Consider the following 25,643-nt stretch of genomic DNA (forward strand, 5'->3'; position numbering starts at 1 on the left):
GGTACTTGAGCTGCACTGTCGGACAAAAAACCGCGATGGACGGCAGAAGCCTGAACAGCGGCTGTATAAGTGACAGATAAACGATTCGCCAACCGGTTTTTCATGTTCCTTTCACAAAAACCGGCATAACCTTAATTCCCATAGGTTCGGTAGTGGCTATGCCCCAACCTGCCGGGCAAATCGTGAAAAGTCAATCTATCCCCGACGTCATGCTTTTTTTGCCAAGTTATTGATGCAGGAGCGCTTTTCTGCGTCTACGCTGTGGTTGGATCCAACAGTTGCGTGAGTCCATCCTTTTATTTTTTGCAATGAGGTGCCCATGAGTCAGGCGTTTCTCCCCTTCTCTCGCCCCAGTATCGGCGATGAGGAAATTGCCGCTGTCGAGCAGGTGTTGCGCTCGGGCTGGATCACCACGGGGCCGAAAAACCAGGCACTCGAAGAGCAATTTGCGCAGTACGTGGGTTGCAAGCACGCGGTGGCCTTGTCTTCGGCCACCGGCGGGATGCACATCACGCTGCTGGCCCTGGGCATCGGCCCGGGCGACGAAGTCATCACCCCGTCGCAGACCTGGGTCTCGACCGCCAACATGATCTCCCTGCTGGGCGTCAAACCGGTGTTCGTCGATGTCGACCGCGACACGCTGATGACCGACGCTGCGCGCATCGAAGCGGCCATCACTCCGCGAACCAAAGCGATCATCCCGGTGCACTATGCCGGCGCGGCATTCGATCTCGATCCGCTGTATGCCCTGGCCGACAAACACGGCATCCCGGTCATCGAAGACGCCGCCCACGCTGCCGGCACGCGTTACAAGGGCCGGCACGTCGGTTCGCAAGGCACGGCGATCTTCTCGTTCCACGCGATCAAGAACATGACCTGTGCCGAAGGCGCAATGTTCGTCACCGACGACGAAGCCCTCGCCAGCCGCGTGCGCATGCTCAAATTCCACGGCCTGGGCGTCGACGCCTATGACCGTCTGACCGGTGGCCGCAAGCCGCAGGCACAAGTGATGGAGCCGGGCTTCAAGTACAACCTGGCCGACATCAACGCCGCGATTGCCCTGGTGCAGTTGCAGCGCCTGGACGAAATCAACGCCCGCCGCACCGAACTGGCCACGACCTATTTGCAAAAGTTCGAAGGCCTGCCAGTGCAACCGCTGGCCCTGCCCGACTATGCCCAGCAACACGCCTGGCACCTGTTCATCCTGCGCATCGACAGCGAGCGTTGCGGCATGGACCGCGAAGCCTTCATGAAGGCGTTGCAGGATCAGGGCATCGGCACCGGTATCCATTTCATCGCCACCCACTTGCACACCTGGTATCGCCAGCGTGACCCCGACCTCTACCTGCCCAACACCGAATGGAACTCGGCGCGGCTGTGCTCGATTCCGCTGTTCCCCGACATGACCGGTCAAGACCTTGACCGTGTGGTCGGTGCCATCGCACACATCATGGAAAAACGCCTGTGAAACCTTATCCAATCCGTAGCGTGTCGATCGTCATCCCGGTCTACAACGAACAGGAAAGCCTGCCCGAGCTGCTGCGTCGTACCGAGGCGGCCTGCCGCCAGTTGCATCACGATTTCGAAATCGTGCTGGTCGACGACGGCAGCCGCGACGAATCGGCAAACATGCTTGAAGAAGCCGCCGGGCGTGAAAACAGCCCGTTCGTGGCGGTCATTCTCAACCGCAACTATGGTCAGCACGCCGCGATCATGGCCGGTTTTGAACAGTGCAAGGGCGACGTGGTGATCACCCTCGACGCCGACCTGCAGAACCCGCCGGAAGAAATCCCGCGGCTAGTGGCCGAGGCCGAAAAAGGTTACGACGTGGTCGGCACCGTGCGCGGCAATCGTCAGGACTCGGCGCTGCGCCGTTATCCGTCGAAGCTGATCAACCTTGCCGTGCAGCGCTCCACTGGCGTTGCCATGAGCGACTACGGCTGCATGCTGCGCGCCTACCGCCGCACCATCATCGACGCGATGCTCGCCTGCCGCGAACGCAGCACGTTCATCCCGATCCTGGCCAACAGCTTCGCCCGTCACACCACCGAAATCGTCGTGGCCCACGCCGAGCGTGAACACGGCGACTCGAAATACAGCCCGATGCGCCTGATCAACCTGATGTTCGATCTGGTGACCTGCATGACCACCACGCCGCTGCGCCTGCTCAGCATCGTCGGCTTCGCCATGGCCGGTCTGGGTGTGCTGTTCGCCGTCGCGCTGATCGTTCTGCGTCTGGCCTTCGGTGCCGGCTGGGCCGGTGACGGTACGTTCGTGCTGTTCGCCGTGCTGTTCGTGTTCACCGGTGGCCAGTTCATCGGCATGGGCCTGCTGGGTGAATACCTGGGCCGCATGTACAGCGATGTCCGCGCCCGTCCGCGTTTCTTCATCGAAAAGGTGTTGCGCAGCCAGCCGGCCGATCCGGCCCCTGCCGTCACCGTTGATGGTCTTTCTTCTACCGCTACTTCTTCCACTTCCGATCAGGTTCTCTCATGAGTGCAAAAACTGTTGTCTTCGCCTACCACGATATTGGCTGCGCCGGCATTGAAGCCCTGCTCAACAGCGGCTTTGACATTGCAGCAGTGTTCACTCACGCCGATGATCCGAAAGAAAACGCGTTCTATGCGTCGGTGGCCCAGCTGTGCGCCAACAAAGGCATCCCGGTGCACGCGCCGGAAGACGCCAACCACCCACTGTGGATCGAGCGCATCGCCAAGCTGGACCCGGAATACATCTTCTCCTTCTACTACCGCAACCTGCTGAGCGAGCCACTGCTGGCCCTGGCCAAAAAAGGTGCATTCAACCTGCACGGTTCGCTGTTGCCGCGCTACCGCGGTCGCGCTCCGGCGAACTGGGTGCTGGTCAACGGCGAAACCGAAACCGGCGTGACCCTGCACCGCATGGTCAAGCGCGCCGATGCCGGCGCCATCGTTGCTCAACAGCGTGTTGCCATCGAACGCAGCGACACCGGCCTGACCCTGCACGCCAAACTGCGCACCGCCGCCAGCGACCTGCTGCGCGACACCCTGCCGAACATGCTGCAAGGCAAGATCACTGAAACCCCACAGGACGAATCGAAAGCCACCGTGTTCGGTCGTCGTACCCCGGCGGACGGCAAACTGGTCTGGGCCAAACCGGCCGAAGAACTGTTCAACCTGGTGCGCGCCGTGACCCGTCCTTACCCAGGTGCGTTCTGCGCCGTGGGCGAGCACAAACTGATCGTCTGGAGCGCCGAAGTCGTCAAAGGCAACGAAGGCCAGGCGCCAGGCCGCGTGATCAGCGTCGATCCGCTGCGCATTGCCTGCGGTCAGGACTCGCTGGTGATCAACGCCGGTCAGCGCAACGACAACGGTCTGTACCTCAGCGGCCCGCAACTGGCCAACGAACTGGGTCTGGTGGATGGCTCGCTGCTGCGCGGCGCCGAATCCGGGCGTGCGCCACGTCGTACCCGCGTACTGATTCTGGGCGTCAACGGCTTCATCGGTAACCACCTGTCCGAGCGCCTGCTGCGTGACGACCGCTACGAAGTCTACGGTCTGGACATCGGCTCCGACGCCATCGACCGTCTGCGCAGCCACCCGAACTTCCACTTCGTCGAAGGCGACATCAGCATTCACTCCGAGTGGATCGAGTACCACATCAAGAAGTGCGACGTGGTCCTGCCGCTGGTGGCCATCGCCACCCCGATCGAATACACCCGCAACCCACTGCGCGTATTCGAGCTGGACTTCGAAGAAAACCTGAAACTGGTTCGCTACTGCGTCAAGTACAACAAGCGCGTGATCTTCCCGTCGACTTCGGAAGTCTATGGCATGTGCCAGGACAAGAACTTCGACGAAGACAGCTCGAACCTGATCGTCGGCCCGATCAACAAGCAGCGCTGGATCTACTCGGTCTCCAAGCAACTGCTGGACCGCGTGATCTGGGCTTACGGCGCCAAGGGCCTGAACTTCACCCTGTTCCGTCCGTTCAACTGGATGGGTCCGCGTCTGGACCGACTGGATTCGGCGCGTATCGGCAGCTCCCGCGCCATCACCCAGTTGATCCTCAACCTGGTGGAAGGCACGCCAATCCGCCTGTTCGACGGTGGCGAGCAGAAGCGTTGCTTCACCGACATCGCTGACGGCGTTGAAGCACTGGCGCGCATCATCGACAACGACAACGATGTCTGCAACGGTCAGATCATCAACATCGGCAACCCGGACAACGAAGCCAGCATCCGTCAACTGGGCGAGGAGCTGCTGCGTCAGTTCGAAGCACACCCGCTGCGTCACAACTTCCCGCCGTTCGCCGGTTTCCGCGACGTGGAAAGCAAGGCGTTCTACGGTGCCGGTTACCAGGACGTGGAACACCGCAAACCAAGCATTGCCAACGCCAAGCGCCTGCTGAACTGGGAGCCGACCGTGGAAATGCGCGAGACCATCGGCAACACCCTGGACTTCTTCCTGCGTGAAGCCATGCTCGAAATCGCGGACAAGAAGTAATGCAGGCAGGTCTTCGTATCGATGTCGACACCTACCGCGGCACCCGAGAAGGTGTGCCGCGTCTGTTGGAGATGCTCGACGAGGCACAGGTCAAGGCAACGTTTTTCTTCAGTGTCGGCCCGGACAACATGGGCCGGCATCTGTGGCGCCTGATTCGCCCGCAGTTCCTCTGGAAAATGCTGCGTTCCAACGCTGCCGGCCTGTACGGCTGGGACATTCTGCTGGCCGGCACCGCCTGGCCCGGCAAACCGATTGGCCGTGATCTCGGGCACCTGATGCGTCAGGCCCGGGACGCCGGTCACGAGGTTGGCCTGCACGCCTGGGATCACCATGGCTGGCAGGCCAATGCCGGTCGCTGGAGTGACGCGCAACTGATCGAACAGATCCGTCGCGGCGTCGACACCTTGAGCGACATCCTCGGCGAAAAGATCCAGTGTTCGGCCGCCGCCGGTTGGCGTGCGGACGAGCGCGTGATCGAGGCCAAGCAGACTTTCGGCTTTCGCTACAACAGCGATTGCCGTGGGCAGAGCCTGTTCCGTCCGCTGCTGGCGGACGGCACACCGGGCACGCCGCAGATTCCAGTGGACCTGCCGACCTTCGACGAAGTCGTCGGCCCGCACGTGGCGGCGAAGGACTTCAACGCCTTCATCCTCGACCGGTTCCAGTCGCAAGCACTCAACGTCTACACCATTCATGCCGAAGTAGAAGGGATTCTGATGGCTCAGGACTTTCGTCAATTGCTGGCCGATGCACGCCAGCGCCACATTGACTTCCAACCCTTGGGCAACTTGCTGCCCGAGTATTTCAACACCTTGCCCGTGGGCCGCGTGCAACGCGGTGCGCTCGAAGGCCGCGAAGGCTGGCTGGGAGTGCAAGGCGCATGACCAGACGCTGGGCACTGCCGCTGTTGGTCGGCCTTTGTCTGCTGGCCTATCTGTTGCCGTTGAGCACCCATGGCCTGTGGATCCCCGACGAAACCCGTTACGCACAGATCAGCCAGGACATGCTACTCAGTGGCAACTGGGTGTCGCCGCATTTCATGGGCCTGCGTTATTTCGAGAAGCCGATTGCCGGCTACTGGATGATCGCCATCGGCCAGGAACTGTTCGGGCAGAACCTGTTCGGCGTGCGCTTCGCGTCGGCCCTCAGCACGGCTTTGAGTGTGTTGCTGGCCTACCTGGTCGCGCGCAGGCTATGGAACGATCCGCGCAAGAGCTTCGTCTGCGCCCTGCTCTACATGAGTTTCACAGTCGTCGCCGGTCAGGCAGGGTACGCCAACCTCGATCCGCAATTCACCTTCTGGGTCAACCTGAGTCTGGTGGCGCTGTGGTTTGCGCTCGACAGCAAAAGCACCGGGCACCGTCTGGGTGCCTGGGCGGTGCTGGGGCTTGCCTGCGGCATGGGTTTCATGACCAAGGGCTTTCTTGCCTGGTTGCTGCCGGTACTGATCGCGTTGCCGTGGATGCTTTGGCAAAAACGCTGGCGTGAACTGCTGGTGTTCGGTCCGGTGGCCATCGCCATCGCGATCGTCGTCAGCTTGCCGTGGGCACTGGCGGTGCACGCACAGGAACCGGATTACTGGCGGTTTTTCTTCTGGCACGAACACATCCGCCGCTTCGCCGGTGACGATGCGCAGCACGATGCGCCATGGTGGTTTTACCTGCCGCTGCTGGTGGCGTTCAGTCTGCCGTGGGTTGGCCTGTTGCCGACCGCGTTCAAGCAAGCCTGGCAAACCCGGGCCCAGCCGAACATGGTCTTTCTGTTGCTGTGGCTGTGGTTGCCGCTGGGCTTTTTCAGCCTGAGCAACGGCAAGCTGCCGACCTACATCCTGCCATGTCTGCTGCCATTGGCACTGCTGCTGGGCAATGCGCTGGCTGATCGTCTGCGTCTGGAACAAGGTCAGGCGCTGGGGATCAACGGTCTGCTGAACCTGCTGCTGGGTGTGGTCACCCTGATCGCACTGGTTTACCTGCAACTGAACAAACCGGTGTACGACCACGAACTGCACAGTATGGTGCTGGTGTTCATTGCCTTGATCGGCTGGATCATCGCCAACCTGGCGCAAGCGTTCCTGCCGCTGCAATGCTGGGCGGCACCGGCGCTGGGCAGCCTGTTGCTGGCCGGGATCCTGCCGGCGGCGTTGCCCAAATCGGTGGTGGCCAACAAAACCCCGGATCAGTTCATCCGCCATCACGTCACTGAACTGTCCGGTGCCACGCACTTGCTGAGCAACGATCTGGGCGCCGCAGCGGCACTGGCCTGGCGCATGAAACAACCGCAGGTCGCGCTGTACAACACGGTCGGCGAACTCAAATACGGTCTGTCCTACCCGGAAGGTGCTGAACGCCGACTCACCAAAGACAACGTTCAGCAATGGGTCCGTGAAGCGCGCCGCAGCGGCTCGGTCGGCGTGCTGATGCGCGTCAAGGGTCAGGACGAACTTGAAGAACTCGATCTGCTGCCTAAAGACGGTACCCGTTACGAATCGGGCAATCTGGTGATCATGGTGCTGCCCAAGGATCCGTCATGAGTTGGTTGCTGTTACTGACGGCGTGTCTGCTGACGTGTCTGGGGCAAGTCGCACAGAAATTCGCCGTGGAGAGCTGGCGCGGCGTTGAGTCGTCGTGGGCTGACAAACTGCGTTCGCCGTGGTTGTGGCTGGCGCTGTTTTCACTCGGCAGCGGGCTGCTGGTCTGGCTGCTGGTGCTGCAACGTCTTGAAGTAGGCATCGCTTACCCGATGCTCAGCCTCAACTTCGTGCTGATCACCCTGATCGCCCGCTTCGTCTTTCGCGAGCCCATCGACCGCCAGCATTGGCTGGGCGTGGCGCTGGTGATCGGTGGCGTGGTTTTGCTGGGGCAACAGTCATGAACCAGGCACGAGGTATCGGTTTTGCGCTGGCCAGCGTGGGTCTGGTCAGTGCTGCCCAGTTGGGGATGCGCTGGAGCATGACGCGCCTGCCACAACCGGAACAATGGCTGGCGGCGTTGAGCACTGGCAGTGTCGATCTGTCGGCACTGGCCGTGGTGGTGGCGGCAATTTTCGCCTACGCCCTGTCGATGCTCTGCTGGCTCGCGGCCTTGCGCGATCTGCCGCTGGGGCGGGCCTATTCACTGTTGAGCATCAGCTATGCGCTGGTGTACCTGCTGGCGGCCAGTCTGCCGCTGTTCAACGAATCGTTCAGTTTCACTAAATCGCTGGGCGTGGCACTGGTCATGCTCGGGGTCATCACTATTAACACTCGTCCGTCTCGTGCGCCCGAATTCAGGAGTGCTCCATGAAAATCACAGTATTTGGTAGCGGTTATGTCGGTCTGGTGCAGGCCGCCGTGTTGGCCGAAGTCGGTCACGACGTCGTGTGCATGGACATCGATCAGAAGAAAGTCGAACTGCTGCGCCAGGGTCACGTCAGCATCTTCGAACCGGGCCTGTCGAGCCTGGTGCGCGAAGGTCTGGACTCCAGCCGCCTGCATTTCACCTCGGATGAAAAACTCGCCGTGCAGCACGGTCGTGTCGCATTCATCGCCGTGGGTACACCGTCCAGCGACGACGGCTCGGCTGATCTGAAATACGTGCTGTCGGTGGGTGACGCGGTGGCGCGCCACCGTGAGCAGCCGCTGATTCTGGTGGAGAAATCCACCGTACCGGTTGGCACCGGCGACACCCTGCGTGCGCACATTCAAGCCGCGCTGGACAAGGCCGGTCGTGAGCTGCAGTTCGATATCGTCTCCAACCCGGAATTCCTCAAGGAAGGTTCGGCGGTGTCCGACTGCCGTCGTCCGGACCGCATCGTCATTGGCTGCGAAGGTGACGACGTGCGCGATGTGATGCGCGACCTGTACTCGCCATTCAACCGCAACCACGACCGCATCATGTTCATGGACCTGCGCAGCGCCGAGCTGACCAAATACGCCGCCAACTGCATGCTGGCGACCAAGATCAGCTTCATCAACCAGATCGCCGAACTGGCCGAACACCTGGGCGCCGACATCGAATCGGTCCGTCAGGGCATCGGTGCCGACACGCGCATCGGTTACCACTTCATCTACCCGGGCTGTGGTTATGGCGGCTCGTGCTTCCCCAAAGACATGCGCGCGCTGATTCACAGCGCCGAGCAGGCGCATTGCTCCAGCGACCTGCTGCAAGCGGTCGAAGCGATCAACGAGCGGCAGAAGCACAAGCTGTTCGACCGCATCAACGCGTTCTATAAAGGTGACCTGCGCGGCAAGACCTTCGCCCTGTGGGGCCTGGCGTTCAAGCCGAACACCGACGACATGCGTGACGCGCCCAGCCGCGTGCTGCTCGATTCGCTGTTCGCCGCCGGCGCCAGTGTGCGCGCGTTCGACCCGGAAGCGATGCAGGAAACCCAGCACCTGTACCCGAACGAAGAAAAACTGATGCTGATGGGCACCCCGGAATCGGTGCTGGCGGGTTCCGACGCGCTGATCATCTGCACCGAATGGCAGCAATTCAAGGCGCCGGATTTCGACCTGATCGAGCAACGCCTGAAAGCCCCGGTGATCTTCGACGGCCGCAACCTGTACGACGCCGAGCGTCTGGCGCGCAATGGCTTCAAGTACTTCCCGATCGGCCGAGGCGATTCGCGCAAACTGCCGATGCCACTGCAGCAGTGGCCTCACAAAGCGGACGTCGCTTGACCACGTTGTCGCCTGTCATCCGCCGGCAGTCCCTGATCGCAGGGCTGCTGGCACTGCTGTTGTTTATCGCCGGGGTTTACGGACAGGCTCCCATTGGCTTCGATTCACGTTTTGTGCTGTTTGCCCAAGAGATGCTCAGGCACGGGCCAACGGTATTCCCGACGACCTACGGGCAGCCGTACGCCGATTATTCGGCGCTTTCGACGCTGTTCATCTGGCTGTTGTCGCTGCCCTTCGGCGCGATCAATACCCTGACGGCGTGGCTGCCCAGCGCCATTGCCGGCGGCGTGATCGTGACGTTGATGTACCGCTTGCTGGCGGTGCATTCGCAACGCTGGGCGTTGATCAGCATTGCGCTGCTGATGCTCACCAGCACCTTCGTCACCGAAGTGCGCGCGGTGTCGCAAGACCTGATGCTGGCAGCCGTGGCGCTGTCGGTGTTTTATCTGGGTTACGCGCACGACCACTTCGGCTCGCGCCGACGCTGGCCGCTGATCTTTGTCCTGTTGCTGCTGGGTTTTGGTATCCGTGGGCCGATCGGCCTGGTGGTGCCGACCGGCATGCTCTGCAGTTACTACCTGCTCAATCGTGAGTGGAAACGCCTGTTGGTGTTCGGTGTGCTGGCGTCGATCCTGCTCGCCGCGTGCGTGGGGCTGCTGTTGTGGCTGGCCAGACTCAGTGGCGGCGAAGCGTTCCTGCAAGACGTGATCCGCATGCAGTTCATGGGGCGCATGGACGGCAGTGAAGGCGTCAGCGGTTCGCTGTATTACTTCACCAGTTCCATGGGCAACTACGCACTGGCGTATCCGCTGGCGATCCTGGCGTTGGCGGCGACCTGGCTGAGCAAACCGCATCAGCGCGGGCCGGCCTTGCGTCTGGTGCAATACTGCGCGGCTGCCGGGCTGATCGTCATGGTTGGCCTGTCGATTCCGCAAGCGAAGAAGGCGCGTTACCTGCTGCCGATGTTGCCGATGGCGGCGATCATCGCGGCGTACCCGTTTCAGGTGCTGCACGGTCGGGTGTTCCGCGTATTGCGTGGGGTGATCCAAGGCATTTGGCTGGTGACGCCGGGACTGTTGATGGTGGCCCTGCTGGTTGCCAAACGCCGCTTCCCCGAGCAGCTCGACGGTCTGACCCTGGTGCTGATCGTGCTTGGTGCTCTGCAATTGCTCGCGTTGTCGCGCCTGTTGATGCCGCGTTGGCGTGCCGAAGTGCTGGCGCTGTGCTCGGTACTCGCGTTGTGGATGGTGTATGCCGCGGTGTTCGAACCGGTGGAGCGACGCTTGTACGACACGCAGGCGTTCAGTCGCGCCGCGTTCGCGCAGGTGCAGCAGAACCCGGCACTGCTGGTGCTGCACGGCATGGGCAAAGACGCCAAGGCGATCAAGTTCATGGTCAACGTCGAGCAGGACCTGCAACCGCAGTTCACCGAAACGGTGCAGCAACTCGAAGCCCTCAAAGGCCCGGCCTGGCTGATGATGGACAGCAAGGACCTGCAATCGCTGCAGGGCACCTCGCTGGCGGGTCTGCAACCGGTACTGACCGGCCGTTTCGACAAGAACGATTACGTGCTGCTGTACCTGAAACCCTTGTAGGAACTGATTGAGGCTGCGATCTTTTGCGCTTTCGGGAAAAAGATCGCAGCCAGCGACAGCGCCTACAGGGATTTCTTGACCATGAGTTTTGTTGTACGCCGGGCGCGGCAGAATGATGCCGCCGCCCTCCCCGCCATCGAACGCTCGGCCGCCGAGCTGTTTCGCACAGATCCGACCCTCGCCTGGCTGGCCGACACCGACGTGGCCAGCGCCGCGCAACATCGCCAATTCATCGACCATGCCCACGTCTGGGTCGCCGAAAACACCTCGGCGCAGCTCGCAGGGTTTATCCGCGCGCTGGATGTCGGCAACCAACTGCACATTGAGGAACTGTCCGTCGGCCTGGTGTTTCAGGGTCAGGGCGTGGGCCGTCAACTGCTGCTGGCCGCGATTGAACATGCCCGCCGCGAACAGATGCGCGCCGTGACCCTGACCACGTTCCGCGACGTGCCGTGGAATGCGCCGTTTTATCAGCGGATGGGGTTTGTGGTAGTTGCACCCGGTGAGCACGAAGCGCATTTGCGCGATGCCCTGCAGAACGAAATCGAACAGGGTTTTACCGCCGAGCGACGCTGCGCCATGCAACTGAGATTGCCCTGACAGGACAAATCCCTTGTAGGAACGAGCCTGCTCGCGATAGCGTCCTGTCAGTCAACTGCGTTGGCGCCTGACACTCGGTATTGGCGAGCAGGCTCGCTGCCACGCGGGTTTTCATCATAAAAATAAGGATATTTGCACTGCCGTGGCCACCTACTCCCGCCTGATACGCCGACTGATGATCACCTCGCTGAGCATCGTCATCAGCCGTGCCCTGATAAGTCCGCTACTGACCCTGTTCCTCAGTAACAAACTGGGCCTCAACCCGCAGGACGTCGGTCTGCTGTTGGGCATCGCCGTGTTCAGTGCCACGCTGTTGTCGCTGTACGGCGGCTACATCATCGATCGCCTCGACAAGCGTCAGCTGTTGATCCTGACCATGCTCTCCAGCGGTGTCGGCCTGATGCTGCTGACGTTCGCGCAGAATCTGTACCTGGTCACGCTGGTGCTGATCATCAGTGAAACGGCGTCGGCACTGTTCCTGATCTGCTCCAAAGCGATGCTCAGTGAAAACCTGCCGGTCGGCCAGCGGGTCAAGGCGTTTTCACTGAACTACACGCTGACCAATATTGGCTACGCCGTTGGCCCCATGATCGGTGTTGTGATTGCCGGGGTTCAGCCTTCAGCGCCGTTTATCGTCGCCGGGCTGATTGCCGCCGGCAGCGTTTTCCTGCTGCTGGGCGTGTCCCGCGAGACCAATACGCTGTCGCAGGCCAGCCCACCACAGAGTTTCCTGAACACCCTGATCATCCTGAAAAACGACCGCACGATGATCCTGTTCACCCTCGGTTGTCTGCTCAGCACCCTGGTTCACGGGCGCTTTACCCTGTACCTGTCGCAATACCTGCTGGTGACCCATACCCAAGAACAGACACTCGACACCATGGCCGCCCTGCTGGCCTGCAACGCGATCACGGTGATCCTGCTGCAATACCAGATCGGGCGCTTTCTCAAGCGCGAGCACCTGCGGTTCTGGATTGCCGGCGGCACGGCGTTGTTCATCGTCGGTCTGATCGGTTTCAGCCTGGCGGACAGCCTCGTCGGCTGGTGCGTGGCGATGTTCATCTTCACCCTCGGCGAGATGATCATTTACCCGGCGGATTTCCTCTTCGTCGACACCCTCGCTCCCGAGGAGCTGCGCGGCAGTTATTACGGCGCGCAAAACCTCGCGGCACTGGGCGGTGCGCTGAGTCCGGTGATGTGCGGGTTCCTGCTGATGCACACGCCAGCGCCGAGCATGTTCTACGCCCTGAGCGCTTTGGCCGCGCTGGGGGGTTATTGGTGTTTTGTCAGTGGACGTCGCGTGGCCACAATTCAAAAATAATGCACTGAAGCAGCATTTATATGAATTTGTCAGCATCGAATTTGCACGGCACACTGTGCGCGTTCCTCCCCCAATAGTTGGAACGCTTAGAGGACTTTCCGAAACGGACAAGTCCTTTTTTTTGCCTCGATTTTACTGCCAAGGACCCGATTCACATGCTCGCTCGCTGGTTCCCCGCCGCCATCAACACCCGCCCCACCGAATGGAGCCGCGCCGCCATCGGTATGGCGCTGGGCACCTTGTTCAGTGTCTGGGCGTGCAGTCAGGTATTCGGCCATGAAGTGGCGTATCACCTGATCGGGCCATTGGGCGCTTCGGCGGTGCTGTTGTTCGCCGTGTCCTCCGGTGCGCTGGCGCAGCCTTGGTCGATCATCGGCGGCTATCTGTGCGCCAGTGTGATTGCGTTGCTGGTGGCTCATGTCCTGGGGCGAACCCTGGGCAGTGCTTGTCTGGCGGCAGGCATGGCGCTGATTCTGATGTGCTGGTTGCGTTGTCTGCACCCACCGGCCGGCGCACTGGCGCTGACACTGGTGCTGGCCGATCCCGCCACCATCGCCCTGGACTGGAAAGCCATGGAACCGGTGATGCTCGCCGCCGCCTGCATGCTGCTCAGTGCGCTGGCCTACAACAACCTGACGCGCATCCGCTACCCGAAACGCCCGGCCGAACCCGCGCCGCTGCAGACTCCCGTCGACAGTCAGTCAATTACCGCCGAGGATTTGAAACGGGCACTGGCTGAGATGGAAGCCTTTATCGACGTCACTCCCGAAGACCTCGAACAACTGATCCACGCCAGCGAACTGCACGCCAAACGCCGCAGCATCGGCGAAGTCTTCACCTGACACCTCACTCTCCCTGTAGGAGCTGTCGAGTGCAACGAGGCTGCGATCTTTTCAAGATCAAAAGATCGCAGCCTTCGGCAGCTCCTGCACAAGCACATCCGATTTTTACCTAAGGCAAAAACGCAAACTCCCCCTGCACATATCCCCGTTGTACACGGCAAATTTGCACTGTTACGATCCGTCAACGCTCGCGCGCGAGCTTCTCGAATAAAGACAATAAAAGCAGGGAGTTAGTGATGACTGCTCAGGCTTCATCCCCGCGGACGCCGTCCATGGATGCCACGCAAAACGACGTGCTGGCCGAGGTTCGCAACCACATCGGTCACCTGACCCTCAACCGCCCCGCCGGTCTCAACGCCATCACCCTCGACATGGTTCGGCAGTTGCAGCAGCAACTCGATGCCTGGGCCGCTGATGCCAATGTGCACGCGGTGGTGCTGCGCGGTGCCGGTGAAAAAGCTTTCTGCGCCGGTGGCGATATTCGTTCCCTGTACGACAGTTTCAAAAGCGGCGCCACGCTGCACGAAGATTTCTTCGTCGAGGAATACGCCCTCGACCTGACGATTCATCACTACCGCAAACCGGTACTAGCGTTGATGGACGGCTTCGTCCTCGGCGGCGGCATGGGCCTGGTGCAAGGTGCGGACCTGCGGGTGGTCACCGAGAAGAGCCGTCTGGCGATGCCGGAAGTGGCCATTGGTTATTTCCCCGATGTCGGCGGCAGCTATTTCCTCTCGCGCATTCCCGGTGAACTGGGGATCTATCTGGGCGTCAGCGGTGTGCAGATTCGTGCGGCGGATGCGCTGTATTGCGGGCTGGCCGACTGGTTTGTCGACAGCAGCAAATTGCCGAGCCTCGACGAACAACTCGATCATCTGGAATGGCGCGACACGCCGCTCAAGGATCTGCAGGGCCTGCTGGCGAAAAACGGCGTGCAAACCCTGAGCGATGCACCGCTGGAGAAGTTGCGCCCGGCCATCGACCATTTCTTCGCCCTGCCGGACGTGCCGAGCATTGTCGAGCAACTGCGCGCCGTCACCGTCGCCGACAGCCATGAGTGGGCGACGACCACCGCTGACCTGCTGGAGACCCGCTCGCCACTGGCGATGGCCGTGACCCTGGAGATGCTCCGTCGCGGTCGGCAACTGAGCCTGGAACACTGCTTCGTCCTCGAACTGCATCTGGATCGTCAGTGGTTCGAACGCGGCGACCTGATCGAGGGCGTGCGCGCCCTGCTGATCGACAAAGACAAGACACCACGCTGGAACCCGCCGACCCTCACTGCGCTGGACGCCGGGCATGTCGCGAGTTTCTTTAACGGTTTTGATGAGAGCGGGAGCTGAGCCATGCACGATCTCGAACTGACTGAAGAACAAGTAATGATCCGCGACATGGCCCGGGATTTTGCCCGTGGCGAAATCGCACCTCACGCACAAGCCTGGGAAAAAGCTGGCTGGATCGACGACGCGCTGGTGGCGAAGATGGGCGAACTCGGTTTGCTCGGTATGGTGGTGCCCGAGGAATGGGGTGGCACTTACGTAGATTACGTCGCCTATGCGCTGGCCGTCGAAGAAATTTCAGCCGGTGACGGCGCGACTGGCGCGTTCATGAGCATCCACAACTCGGTGGGTTGTGGGCCGGTCATGAATTACGGCAGCGAAGAACAGAAAAAGACCTGGCTGGCGGATCTCGCCAGTGGTCAGACGATTGGCTGCTTCTGCCTCACTGAACCGCAGGCCGGCTCCGAAGCGCACAACCTGCGCACCCGCGCCGAACTGCGCGACGGCCAGTGGGTGATCAACGGCGCCAAACAATTCGTCAGCAACGGCAAACGGGCGAAACTGGCGATCGTGTTTGCGGTGACCGACCCGGATCTGGGCAAGAAAGGCATTTCTGCGTTCCTGGTGCCCACCGATACGCCGGGTTTCATCGTTGATCGCACCGAACACAAGATGGGCATCCGCGCCTCCGACACCTGCGCAGTGACCCTGAACAACTGCAGCATTCCCGAGGCCAATCTGCTCGGCGAGCGCGGCAAAGGCCTGGCGATTGCCCTGTCCAACCTCGAAGGCGGGCGCATCGGCATTGCTGCGCAAGCCTTGGGCATCGCCCGGGCGGCGTTTGAAGCGGCGCTTGTGTACTCCCGTGATCGCATCCAGTTCGGCAAGCCGATCAACGAACACCAGAGCATCGCCAACCTGTTGGCCGACATGCACATGCAAATCAACGCGGCGCGCTTGATGATCCTGCACGCGGCGCGCCTGCGCTCGGCGGGCAAACCGTGTCTGTCAGAGGCGTCGCAGGCCAAACTGTTCGCCTCGGAAATGGCCGAAAAGGTCTGCTCGTCGGCGATTCAGATTCATGGCGGGTACGGGTATCTGGAGGATTATCCGGTCGAGAAGTACTACCGCGATGCGCGGATCACCCAGATCTATGAGGGGTCGAGCGAGATTCAGCGGATGGTAATTGCGCGTGAGCTGAAGAACTATCCACTGTAAAAGCCAAAAGATCGCAGCCTTCGGCAGCTCCTACAGGAAACCGGTGTAGGAGCTGCCGAAGGCTGCGATCTTTTGATGTTGCCTCAAAAGCTTCGCGAGCAGGCTGGCTCCCACACTGGATCTGTGTCGTACACAAATCCAGTGTGGGAGCGGGCTTGCCCGCAATAGCGTCAGTGAGGACGCAACATTACTTACCGGTAAACTCCGGCGCACGCTTCGCCACAAACGCCGCCATCCCTTCCTTCTGATCCTGCGTCGCAAACGCCGCGTGGAACACCCGGCGCTCGAAGCGCACGCCTTCAGTCAGGTTGACCTCAAACGCACGGTTGACGCTTTCTTTGACCATCATCGCAATCGGCAGCGACTTGCTGGCGATCACGGCGGCGACTTTCAATGCCTCGTCGAGCAACTCATCGCTCGGTACGATCCGCGCAACAATGCCGCAACGTTCGGCCTCCACCGCATCGATCATCCGCCCGCTGAGGCACATTTCCATGGCCTTGGCTTTGCCCACGGCGCGGGTCAGGCGCTGGGTGCCGCCCATGCCCGGGAGCACGCCGAGGTTGATTTCCGGTTGACCGAATTTGGCGTTGTCGCCTGCCAGAATGAAGTCGCACATCAACGCCAGTTCACAGCCGCCACCAAGGGCGAAACCGTTGACCGCAGCGATGATCGGCTTGCGGCGGTTGGCCACGCGGTCGCTGTCGCTGAACAGGTCGTCCATGTAGATTTGCGGGTAGGTCAGCTCGGCCATTTCCTTGATATCCGCGCCGGCGGCGAAGGCTTTCTTCGATCCGGTGATGACGATGCAACCGATGTTCGCATCCGCTTCCAGAGCATCAAGGGCGTGGTTCACTTCGCTGACCAGTTGCGCATTCAACGCATTCAGCGCCTGCGGACGGTTCAGGGTGATCAGGCCGACGCGGCCATGGTTTTCCAGCAGAATCGTTTCGTAGCTCATACATGACTCCTGAATTTGTACCCTGTAGGAGCTGCCGCAGGCTGCGATCTTTTGATNTGATCTTGTTTTTAACAATCAAAAGCAAAAGATCGCAGCCTGCGGCAGCTCCTGCAAAGGGTTGGGGTTAAAGGTTGCGCGAAATAACCATGCGCTGAATGTCGCTGGTGCCTTCGTAGATCTGGCAGACGCGCACGTCGCGGTAAATGCGTTCCAGCGGGAAGTCGTTGAGGTAACCGTAACCGCCCAGCGTCTGCAACGCCATCGAGCAGACTTTCTCGGCCATTTCCGAGGCGAACAGTTTCGCCATCGAAGCCTCGACCAGCGCCGGCTGACCGCTATCGCGCAGGGCCGCGGCGTAATGCACCATCTGCCGGGCGACGGCGATCTGCGTGGCCATATCGGCGAGGCGGAATGCGACGGCCTGGTGTTCGATGATCGGTTTGCCAAAGGTGTCGCGCTCGCGGGCGTAGTCGCGGGCCGCTTCGAACGCGGCACGGGCCATGCCCACCGCTTGCGAAGCGATACCGACACGTCCGCCTTCAAGGTTGGCCAGGGCGATTTTGTAGCCTTCGCCCTCCTCACCCAAGCGATTGGCCACCGGCACCTTCACGTCTTCAAACAGAATCTGGCAGGTGTCTGACGCGTGCTGGCCGAGCTTGTCTTCGACCCGGGCGACTTTGTAACCCGGCGAATCGGTGGGCACGATGAACGCCGTGATGCCGCGCTTGCCGGCACTCGGATCGGTCACCGCAAACACGATCACGATCCCGGCGTTCTGCCCGGAAGTGATGAATTGTTTGCAGCCGTTGAGCACGTAGTGATCGCCCTCCAGACGGGCGCGGGTTTTCAGGCTGCTGGCATCGGAGCCGGCCTGCGGCTCAGTCAAGGCGAAGGCTCCGAGCATGGCGCCGCTGGCCAGCGGTTTGAGGAAGCGCTCGCGCTGGTCGTCGTTGCCGAACTTGAGGATCGGCACGCAGCCGACCGAGTTGTGCACGCTCATGATGGTCGAGCAGGCGCCGTCGCCGGCGGCGATTTCTTCCAGGGCCATGGCGTAAGCCAGGTAACCGGTGTCACAACCGCCCCACTGTTCCGGCACGAGCATGCCAAAGAAGCCCAGTTCGGCCATTTCGCCGATGGCTTCCTTGGGGAAACGATGTTCGCGATCCCACTCGGCGGCGAACGGTTTCAGCCGTTCCTCGGCGAACTGCCGGGCCATGTCGCGGATCTGGGTTTGGTCTTCGTTGGGAATCATGGTGAATCCTTAACTTAAATCCGGGTTACACACCGCCCCCTGTAGGAGCTGCCGCAGGCTGCGATTTTTTGATTTTGATTTTAAAAACAAGATCAAAAGATCGCAGCCTCGTTGCACTCGACAGCTCCTACAGAGAGAGGGTGCTCAGTAGACGCATTCCACGGCCATCGCCGTGGCTTCACCGCCGCCGATGCAGATCGCCGCAATCCCGCGTTTCAGGTTTTTCTGGCGCAGGGCCGAGAGCAAGGTCACCAGAATCCGCGCGCCCGAGGCACCGATCGGATGGCCCAGCGCGCAGGCGCCGCCGTGCACGTTGAGCTTGTCGTGGGGGATTTCCAGGTGAGTCATCGCCGCCATCGCTACCACGGCGAACGCTTCGTTGATTTCGAACAGATCGACCTCGTTCAACGCCCAACCGGTCTTCTTCACCAGCTTCTTGATCGCGCCAATCGGTGCCACCGGGAACAGGCCCGGCGTGTCGGCAAACGCCGCGTGACCGTGAATCACCGCCAGCGGTTTCAACCCGAGTTTCTGCGCTTGCGACTGACGCATCAGCACCAGGGCCGCTGCGCCGTCGGAGATCGAGCTGGAGTTGGCCGCCGTCACCGTGCCGCCCTCGCGGAACGCCGGTTTCAGTGAGGCGACCTTGTCCAGTTTGGCTTTCGGCGGCTGCTCGTCGTTGCTGATCAGCAGTTGTTCTTTGCCGACGGTCACTGTGAGCGGAACGATCTCGGCTTTGAAGCTGCCGTCCTTGATCGCCTGCTGGGCGCGGGTGGTCGAGGCGATGGCAAAGGCATCCTGGGCTTCGCGGCTGAATTCGTTGGTTTCGGCGCAGTCTTCGGCGAAGGTGCCCATCAGACGGCCCTTGTCGTAGGCGTCTTCAAGGCCGTCGAGGAACATCGAATCGAGCACGCGGCCATGGCCCATGCGGTAACCGGCACGGGCGCGGTCCAGCAGGTACGGCGAGTTGGACATGCTTTCCATGCCGCCGGCGATCACCACGTCGGCGCTGCCGGCCAGCAGCATGTCATGGGCGAGGATGGTGGTTTCCATGCCCGAACCGCACATCTTGTTGACCGTGGTGCAACGGGTGGATTTATCCAGCCCGGCACCCAGAGCCGCCTGACGGGCCGGTGCCTGACCGAGGCCGGCGGGCAATACGCAACCGAACAACACTTCGTCGACCGCGTCGTTGGCGACGCCGGCGCGTTCCACTGCGGCCTTGATCGCGGCGGCACCGAGTTGCGGTGCGGTGAGGCTTTTCAGTTCGCCCTGAAAACCGCCCATCGGGGTACGGACGGCACTGACGATAACAATCGGATCGTTGGCAAGAGTCATGACAAATCCTCCTTACTTGGCGGCCATGCGCAAGGCGCCGTCGAGACGGATCACCTCACCGTTGAGCATGCTGTTTTCGATGATATGCCGAACCAGCGCGGCGTACTCGGCAGGTTTCCCGAGGCGCGGCGGAAAAGGTACGCCAGCGGCCAGCGACTCGCGCACTTCCGGGGTCATGCCGGCCATCATCGGCGTTTCGAAAATGCCCGGAGCGATGGTCATCACGCGGATGCCGAAACGCGCCAGTTCACGCGCGGCCGGCAGGGTCAGGCTGGCAATCGCGCCTTTGGAAGCAGAATACGCCGCCTGGCCGATCTGGCCGTCGAACGCTGCGACCGAGGCGGTATTGATGATCACCCCACGCTCGCCATCAGCATTGGCTTCGCTCTCGGCAATGGCCGCTGCGGCCAGTCGCAGCATGTTGAAGCTGCCGATCAGATTGACGTTGATCACTTGGGCAAAACTCGACAGCGCATGCGGGCCGTTCTTGCCGAGGATCTTTTCGCCACGGACGATACCGGCGCAGTTGACCAGACCGTTGAGGCTGCCAAAGGCTTTCACCGTGGCCTGCACCGCAGCTTCGGCAGCGGCTTCATTGCTGATATCGGCCACCACAATTTGCGCGCCAAGGCGCTGGGCCTGCGCGGCGACGGCTTCGGCATTCATGTCCACCAACATCACTTTGGCGCCGGCGTTGACCAGCAATTCGGCGGTGGCGGCACCCAGGCCGGACGCGCCGCCGGTGACGATAAAAACCTTGTTCTCGATCTGCATGACGGACTTCCTGATTCAAGCTGAAACGTTGTGCGCCGCGGCCTCTTGAGCCTTGGCGATTTCCTGGTTGCGCAAGATAAAGCGCTGCAATTTGCCGCTTGGGGTTTTCGGCAATTCGCTGACAAATTCGATTTCACGGGGGTACGAATGCGCGGCCAGACGCTTGCGCACGTGTTGGCGCAACTCTTCGGCCAGCGCCGGTTCGGCGCGGTATTGCGGGTTGAGCACGACGAACGCCTTGACCAGTTCGGTGCGCTCCGGATCGGGCTTGCCGACCACGGCCGCTTCGACCACTGCCGGGTGCTCGATCAGCGCGCTCTCGACGTCGAACGGGCCGACGCGGTAGCCGGAGGTGGTGATCACATCATCACTGCGCCCGACGAAGCTGATGCTGCCGTCCGGGTTCCATTCCACGGTGTCGCCGCTGAGGTAGTAATCGCCGACGAAGGCTTTGGTCGGCACGCCCTCGTAGCCGCCGAACCAGCACATCGGCGACTGGGTGCGGTCGATCGCGAGGATGCCCGGCTGGCCGACGCCGAGTTCGTTGTGGTGCTCGTCGAGCACCACGATGCGGTGGCCCGGTGAGGCGAAACCGGCGGCGCCGAGGTGGATCGGATGCTGCAGACCGTGGTGGTTGCACAGGACCATGCCCAGTTCGGTCTGGCCGTAATGGTCGTGAATCACTACGCCGAGGTTGTCGGCGAACCAGCGAATCACTTCCGGATTGAGCGGTTCGCCGGCGCTGCTGACAATGCGCAGCTTGCCCTTGATCGACTTGGCGAATTCGTTGCCACCGGCAATCAGCAAGCGGTACGCGGTCGGCGAACCGGTAAGGTTGGTGATGGCGTATTTGTTGATTACCCGGCAGGTGCTTTCGAGGGTGAACGGGCCATCGTAAAAGGTGATCGGATGCCCCATCGACAGCGGGCCGGTGACGCCGAAATAGATGCCGTAGGCCCAGCCCGGATCGGCGACGTTCCAGAACGAATCTTCAGGGCGCAGATCCACCGCGTCGCGGGTGTAGCTCTGGAACGCGACGATGGCCTTGAGCGGCACCGACAGCGCTTTCGACGGGCCGGTGGTGCCCGAGGTGAACATCAGCAGGAACGGATCTTCGCCGCTCAGCAGCACCGGCTCGCAGACATTGGAATAGTTGGCCAGCTCGGCCCAGAAACTGAAATCGCCACGGACGATGCCCTGACCTTTGGCGCCGCCGACGCTGACGATGGTCGGGCATTCGCTGACTTCAGCGAGTTTCGGCCGGTTGACCGCGTCGGTGACCACCACTTTGGCGCCGGAACTGTTCAGGCGATGCTCGATGGCCTTGGGGCCGAACGCGGTGAACAGCGGCTGATACACCGCGCCGATGCGCCAGGTGGCGAACACGGTGATGAGCAATTCGATGTTGCGTGGCAGCAGGCCGGCGACCTTGTCGCCCTTCTGCACGCCTTGTTCGAGAAGGAAATTGGCGAAGCGCGCGGCTTTGTCTTGCAGTTCGCTGAAGGTGTACGTGGCACTGGCACCGTCGCGGCCTTCCCAGAACAGCGCGATGCGCCCCGGCAAGGCATGGCGGTCGCAACATTCGACGCAGGCGTTGAGCGCCTCCAGCGTGCCGCTGAGCGCAGCGTCCACGGTGTGCTGATAGTTGAACTGTTTGGTGGCAGACAAGTAATCGCGCATTGCCAGAATCCCTCGGTGTTTTTATTAGGCTGGGAACCGTAAACAACACAGGGATAGTCGCGCTGCGGCGCGGAGGCGGCAATGGTCAAAGCCATCAAAGTGGCTGACTGGTTTGGCCATGCTTGCAGAATGACAAACAACCCCCTGTAGGAGCTGCCGCAGGCTGCGATCTTTTGANTTGATCTTGTTTTTTAGAACATCAAAGGCAAAAGATCGCAGCCTGCGGCAGCTCCTACAGGGGAAGCGCATTCCAAATGTGCGTCGGATCAGACCGCTTCGTTAAGGATCAACGTACGGTAATGCCCCGGATTGGACCCCGACCACTTGCGAAACGCCTTGTAGAACGAACTCGCATCGGCAAACCCCAGCCGCGTGGCGATCTCGACGAAGCTGATCGACGGTTCCGCCAGCCAACTGATCGCCAATTCCTTGCGCACGCTGTCCTTGAGACCCTGATAGGTCTGCCCTTCCTCGGACAAACGCCGGCGCAGAGTCGAAGCGGACATGCACAGTTGCTGCGCCAGCGCCTCGGTCTCCGGCCAATGTTCGGCGGGCAACTGCCGCAGATCCTGCTTGATCCGGCTGGCAAGGCTCTCAGGATCGCGGTACTTCACCAGAATGTTCGCTGGCGCATGGGCCAGAAAGCGTTTCAATTCTTCGGCCGTGCGCTTGATCGGCAGATCAAGGCAGTCAGCGGCGAAAATCATCCGCGTACGCGGACGCTCGAAGCGCAGGTTTTCCGAGAACATCACCCGATAGTCGTCGCAGAAATCCGGCTCGGCGCAGCGCAATTCGATCGCCAGAATCGGAATTCGCCGCCCCGCCAGCCAGCAGGCCACGCCGTGGACGATCATCCAATAGGTGAAATAGGTGAACGCGCGGCGCGGCTCCGGGTCGTCTTCGAGCAGGACGATTTCCGCCAGGCTCTGCTGATGCACCAGTTGCGCGGGCATTTTTTCAAGCATCAGCGAGAGAAAACTCAGGCCCATGTTCAGGCCGGCGGCCAGCGTCGATTGCGCCATGGCGCTGCGGCAGAGGAATTCGAGGCTGCCGGACCTGAGCCGGCGCGGATCCATGCCAAAGAACTCGTCATCGCCGCGCCGGGCCAGCAGACGCCAGAGTCTGGCGTATTGCGAGGCGGGCACCCTGCCCTGTTCGCTGTGCAGCAGGGTCGGCGCAATCCCGACCTTGTTCAAGACCTCATCCGTGGCCACGCCCGGGGCACAACTTTGCAGCAGCGCTTCACGCACCAGCTGCACGGCGATGGTGTCTTTTTCCGACATGGAGCGAGGCAGACCTTGTGGTTTTCGAGTGACGGGCATCTTAACGCAGGATGCGAATTCAGCACGAATCCCCTGTAGGAGCTGCCGCAGGCTGCGATCTTTTGACTTTGATTTTTAAAAAAAAGATCAAAAGATCGCAGCCTTCGGCAGCTCCTACAGGGGGGGGCTGTGCGGGGGACGAAAAACATGCCGTTCAGCGAATGTTCAGGTAAATGTCAACCATCCCCATTTGGGAATGAGTGTCATTATGTTACAACTTAGCCACCTATCTAAATTACTCGTGGTTGCCTGAATGCTCGTTCCCTTTCTGATCATGCTGCGCGAAGGCATTGAAGCCGCGCTGATCGTTGGCATCATCGCCAGCTACCTGCAACAGACCGGTCGTGGCCAATGGATGCCGGCGGTGTGGATCGGTGTCTTCCTCGCCGCTGCGCTGGCGCTGCTGGTCGGTGGTGGCCTGGAACTGGTCAGTGCCGAATTCCCGCAGAAACAGCAGGAATTGTTCGAAGGCATTGTCGGACTGGTCGCGGTGGGCATCCTCAGTTCAATGGTGTTCTGGATGCGCAAGGTCGCGCGTTCGATCAAGCATTCATTACAGGCCTCGCTGGATCACGCCTTGACCTCGTCAAAGCATCAAGTAATCGCACTGATCGCCATGGTGTTTTTCGCCGTGGCTCGCGAAGGACTGGAAACCGTGTTCTTTCTGCTCGCGGTATTCCAGCAGAGCGAGGGCCCAGGCGCGCCGATCGGTGCCCTGCTCGGCCTGGTGCTGGCAATCGTCGTCGGTTTCCTGATCTACAGCGGCAGCATGCGCCTGAACCTGTCGGCGTTCTTCAAGTGGACCGGGTTGTTCATTCTGGTGGTCGCCGCCGGAATCCTCGCCAACTCGGTGCAAGCCCTGCATGAAGCCGGTGTGTGGAATCACCTGCAAAGCGTGCTGTTCGATTTCAGCGCGACGCTGCCGATGGACGGCCCGCTGGGTTCGGTGCTGGCCGGCATGTTCGGGTATCAGGATGCGCCGACCGTCAGCACCCTCGGTGCGTACCTGATCTATCTGGTGCTGGCGCTGGTGATGTTTTTCTACCCCGCCGCGCCGGCCTCAAGCGCAGACACAGCCGGCAAATCGTCTTCCGTTTCCAGCCAATAAGGGCACCCATGTCAACGCCTAATACTCCTCAGGCCTCGCCTCCCCGCGCCTTGCGCTGGGCGGTGGCCGGTTCGGTGGTCGTGATGATCGCCGCCGGCGGCTTGTTCTACTACGCCTCGAAAATGGCCGCGGCCAAGCGTCAGCACAACCATGATGAAGTCGTGGTCAACATCAATGCGCACAGCTGTGATCCGAACGAGTTGACGGTTCCCGCCGGTCGCGCCAGTTTCCGCATCGTCAACCGCTCCGACCGCGCGGTGGAATGGGAAATCCTCGACGGCGTGCTGGTGATCGAAGAGCGCGAGAACATTGCCCCGGGCCTCAGTCAGGTAATCAACGCCAACCTGCAACCCGGCGACTACGCGATCACTTGCGGTCTGCTGAGCAACCCTCGCGGCGTGCTGCACGTGACGCCGACAGCGGCCTCCGATGCTGCCGCCAAGGCCAAGCCGTCGATGGTCGCTTTCGTCGGGCCTTTATCGGAGTTCCGCGTGTATCTGGCCACTCAGGGCAGCGCGCTGATCAAAGCCGTGACCGCGCTGAATCAGGCAGTTGCCAGCGGCGACCTGGCGCAGGCGCAAGCGCTGTACCTGCCGGCCCGTGCCGCTTACCAGCGTCTGGCACCTGCCGCGCAACGGCTGGCGGAACTGGACAACAGCATCAATGCCCGCGCCGATTACTTCGAAAAACGCGAACAGGATCCGGCCTTCGTCGGCTTCCACCGCGTCGAATATGCACTGTTCCAGCAACGCAGCCTCGACGGCTTGAACCCGGTCGCCGAGCGTCTGCTGGTCGACGTCACCACGCTCAAACAGCAACTGCTGGCCCAATCGCTGCCGCCGGAACAGCTGGTGAGCATCGTGGTGCGCAACCTCAACACCCTGGCCGACGTGCGCGCCGCCAGCGGTGAAGAGGAACGCTACAGCCACGCCGACCTCAGTGGCTTCGCCAGCAATCTGGAAACCGCGCACAAAGTGGTCGAGCTGCTGCGGCCGATGCTGAGCAAGTCGGCGCCGGAGCTGCTGTCGAAAATTGACGCGGCGCTGAGTGATTTCGACAGCGTACTGAACAGCTTCAAGGTCAAGGACGGCTACGCCACATACGACACGGTCAGTGGCGTACAACGCAAACAGATCGCCGACAAGGCCAAGGCACTTGCCGACGCTCTGGATGGCATCGACCCCGCCCTCGGCCTCTCCGGCCTGTAAGCA

At 61.2% G+C, this 25,643-nt stretch carries 21 protein-coding genes and 1 pseudogene; 16 read left to right on the forward strand and 6 right to left on the reverse strand.

The genetic code is table 11. The features are described from left to right. Nucleotides 1-319: 319 nt before the first annotated feature. From arnB to ACTJKS_RS07025, 14 genes and pseudogenes are all read left to right on the forward strand, one after another. A complete protein-coding gene (arnB, locus tag ACTJKS_RS06960) occupies nt 320-1,468 on the forward strand; it encodes a UDP-4-amino-4-deoxy-L-arabinose aminotransferase (protein WP_440828808.1) in 1,149 nt (382 codons plus the stop codon). Then, entirely contained in the window at nt 1,465-2,496 is a 1,032-nt protein-coding gene (arnC, locus tag ACTJKS_RS06965; protein WP_041063810.1) for an undecaprenyl-phosphate 4-deoxy-4-formamido-L-arabinose transferase, read from the forward strand. Before arnB ends, arnC begins: the two co-directional genes overlap by 4 nt. Next, entirely contained in the window at nt 2,493-4,484 is a 1,992-nt protein-coding gene (gene arnA, locus ACTJKS_RS06970) for a bifunctional UDP-4-amino-4-deoxy-L-arabinose formyltransferase/UDP-glucuronic acid oxidase ArnA (RefSeq protein WP_041063809.1), read from the forward strand. The genes arnC and arnA overlap by 4 nt, the downstream gene beginning before the upstream one ends. Next, nucleotides 4,484-5,368 (forward strand): 4-deoxy-4-formamido-L-arabinose-phosphoundecaprenol deformylase, encoded by an 885-nt coding sequence (gene arnD / locus ACTJKS_RS06975; RefSeq protein WP_041063807.1) that lies wholly within the window; start codon nt 4,484-4,486, stop codon nt 5,366-5,368. The genes arnA and arnD overlap by 1 nt, the downstream gene beginning before the upstream one ends. Then, nucleotides 5,365-7,014: a lipid IV(A) 4-amino-4-deoxy-L-arabinosyltransferase gene (gene arnT / locus ACTJKS_RS06980; RefSeq protein ID WP_108182681.1), complete on the forward strand. Its 1,650-nt coding sequence runs from the start codon at nt 5,365-5,367 to the stop codon at nt 7,012-7,014. The genes arnD and arnT overlap by 4 nt, the downstream gene beginning before the upstream one ends. Then, nucleotides 7,011-7,355: a 4-amino-4-deoxy-L-arabinose-phosphoundecaprenol flippase subunit ArnE gene (arnE, locus tag ACTJKS_RS06985; RefSeq protein ID WP_041063803.1), complete on the forward strand. Its 345-nt coding sequence runs from the start codon at nt 7,011-7,013 to the stop codon at nt 7,353-7,355. The genes arnT and arnE overlap by 4 nt, the downstream gene beginning before the upstream one ends. After that, the gene (gene arnF / locus ACTJKS_RS06990; protein WP_086791179.1) at nt 7,352-7,765 is read left to right on the forward strand and encodes a 4-amino-4-deoxy-L-arabinose-phosphoundecaprenol flippase subunit ArnF; all 414 of its coding nucleotides are present in this window, start codon (nt 7,352-7,354) and stop codon (nt 7,763-7,765) included. The genes arnE and arnF overlap by 4 nt, the downstream gene beginning before the upstream one ends. After that, nucleotides 7,762-9,140: pseudogene (locus ACTJKS_RS06995) on the forward strand (UDP-glucose dehydrogenase family protein); the annotation flags it as partial. The gene arnF and the pseudogene ACTJKS_RS06995, both read left to right, overlap by 4 nt. After that, nucleotides 9,138-10,736, forward strand: a complete 1,599-nt coding sequence (locus tag ACTJKS_RS07000; RefSeq protein ID WP_108182679.1) for an ArnT family glycosyltransferase — start codon at nt 9,138-9,140, stop codon at nt 10,734-10,736. The pseudogene ACTJKS_RS06995 and the gene ACTJKS_RS07000, both read left to right, overlap by 3 nt. A gap of 81 nt (nt 10,737-10,817) precedes the next feature. Continuing rightward, nucleotides 10,818-11,336, forward strand: a complete 519-nt coding sequence (locus ACTJKS_RS07005; protein WP_041063779.1) for a GNAT family N-acetyltransferase — start codon at nt 10,818-10,820, stop codon at nt 11,334-11,336. A 142-nt stretch (nt 11,337-11,478) separates the two neighbouring features. After that, nucleotides 11,479-12,657 carry an MFS transporter gene (locus tag ACTJKS_RS07010; RefSeq protein WP_108182678.1) on the forward strand — a complete coding sequence of 393 codons (1,179 nt, stop codon included), beginning with the start codon at nt 11,479-11,481 and terminating at the stop codon, nt 12,655-12,657. 155 nt (nt 12,658-12,812) lie between these two features. After that, entirely contained in the window at nt 12,813-13,499 is a 687-nt protein-coding gene (locus tag ACTJKS_RS07015) for an HPP family protein (protein ID WP_108182677.1), read from the forward strand. A 236-nt stretch (nt 13,500-13,735) separates the two neighbouring features. Then, complete coding sequence (locus ACTJKS_RS07020; protein ID WP_108182676.1) at nt 13,736-14,842, forward strand: enoyl-CoA hydratase/isomerase family protein; 1,107 nt, start codon at nt 13,736-13,738, stop codon at nt 14,840-14,842. A 3-nt stretch (nt 14,843-14,845) separates the two neighbouring features. After that, the gene (locus ACTJKS_RS07025) at nt 14,846-15,997 is read left to right on the forward strand and encodes an acyl-CoA dehydrogenase family protein (protein WP_108182675.1); all 1,152 of its coding nucleotides are present in this window, start codon (nt 14,846-14,848) and stop codon (nt 15,995-15,997) included. Nucleotides 15,998-16,184: 187 nt separating this feature from the next. Here the strand turns inward: ACTJKS_RS07025 and ACTJKS_RS07030 are convergent, their stop codons facing one another. The 6 genes from ACTJKS_RS07030 to ACTJKS_RS07055 all read right to left on the reverse strand — a co-directional run bounded on the left by ACTJKS_RS07030 (nt 16,185) and on the right by ACTJKS_RS07055 (nt 23,285). Beyond that, complete coding sequence (locus ACTJKS_RS07030) at nt 16,185-16,958, reverse strand: enoyl-CoA hydratase (RefSeq protein ID WP_108182674.1); 774 nt, start codon at nt 16,956-16,958, stop codon at nt 16,185-16,187. A gap of 124 nt (nt 16,959-17,082) precedes the next feature. Beyond that, complete coding sequence (locus tag ACTJKS_RS07035) at nt 17,083-18,210, reverse strand: acyl-CoA dehydrogenase (RefSeq protein WP_027611962.1); 1,128 nt, start codon at nt 18,208-18,210, stop codon at nt 17,083-17,085. 144 nt (nt 18,211-18,354) lie between these two features. Continuing rightward, nucleotides 18,355-19,548: an acetyl-CoA C-acyltransferase gene (locus ACTJKS_RS07040; RefSeq protein ID WP_108182673.1), complete on the reverse strand. Its 1,194-nt coding sequence runs from the start codon at nt 19,546-19,548 to the stop codon at nt 18,355-18,357. Nucleotides 19,549-19,560: 12 nt separating this feature from the next. Continuing rightward, a complete protein-coding gene (locus ACTJKS_RS07045; RefSeq protein WP_108182672.1) occupies nt 19,561-20,322 on the reverse strand; it encodes an SDR family NAD(P)-dependent oxidoreductase in 762 nt (253 codons plus the stop codon). 15 nt (nt 20,323-20,337) lie between these two features. Beyond that, a complete protein-coding gene (locus ACTJKS_RS07050) occupies nt 20,338-22,002 on the reverse strand; it encodes an AMP-binding protein (protein ID WP_108182671.1) in 1,665 nt (554 codons plus the stop codon). A 266-nt stretch (nt 22,003-22,268) separates the two neighbouring features. Next, entirely contained in the window at nt 22,269-23,285 is a 1,017-nt protein-coding gene (locus tag ACTJKS_RS07055) for an AraC family transcriptional regulator (RefSeq protein WP_108182670.1), read from the reverse strand. A gap of 292 nt (nt 23,286-23,577) precedes the next feature. On the opposite strand from ACTJKS_RS07055, the gene efeU reads away from it, so the two are divergent. Next, the gene (efeU, locus tag ACTJKS_RS07060; protein ID WP_108182669.1) at nt 23,578-24,432 is read left to right on the forward strand and encodes an iron uptake transporter permease EfeU; all 855 of its coding nucleotides are present in this window, start codon (nt 23,578-23,580) and stop codon (nt 24,430-24,432) included. An 8-nt stretch (nt 24,433-24,440) separates the two neighbouring features. Continuing rightward, nucleotides 24,441-25,640 carry an iron uptake system protein EfeO gene (gene efeO, locus ACTJKS_RS07065; RefSeq protein ID WP_108182668.1) on the forward strand — a complete coding sequence of 400 codons (1,200 nt, stop codon included), beginning with the start codon at nt 24,441-24,443 and terminating at the stop codon, nt 25,638-25,640. Nucleotides 25,641-25,643: the final 3 nt, after the last annotated feature.

Origin of the sequence: Pseudomonas sp. 22189, assembly GCF_052045635.1 — a bacterium.
Lineage (GTDB): Bacteria > Pseudomonadota > Gammaproteobacteria > Pseudomonadales > Pseudomonadaceae > Aquipseudomonas > Aquipseudomonas parakoreensis.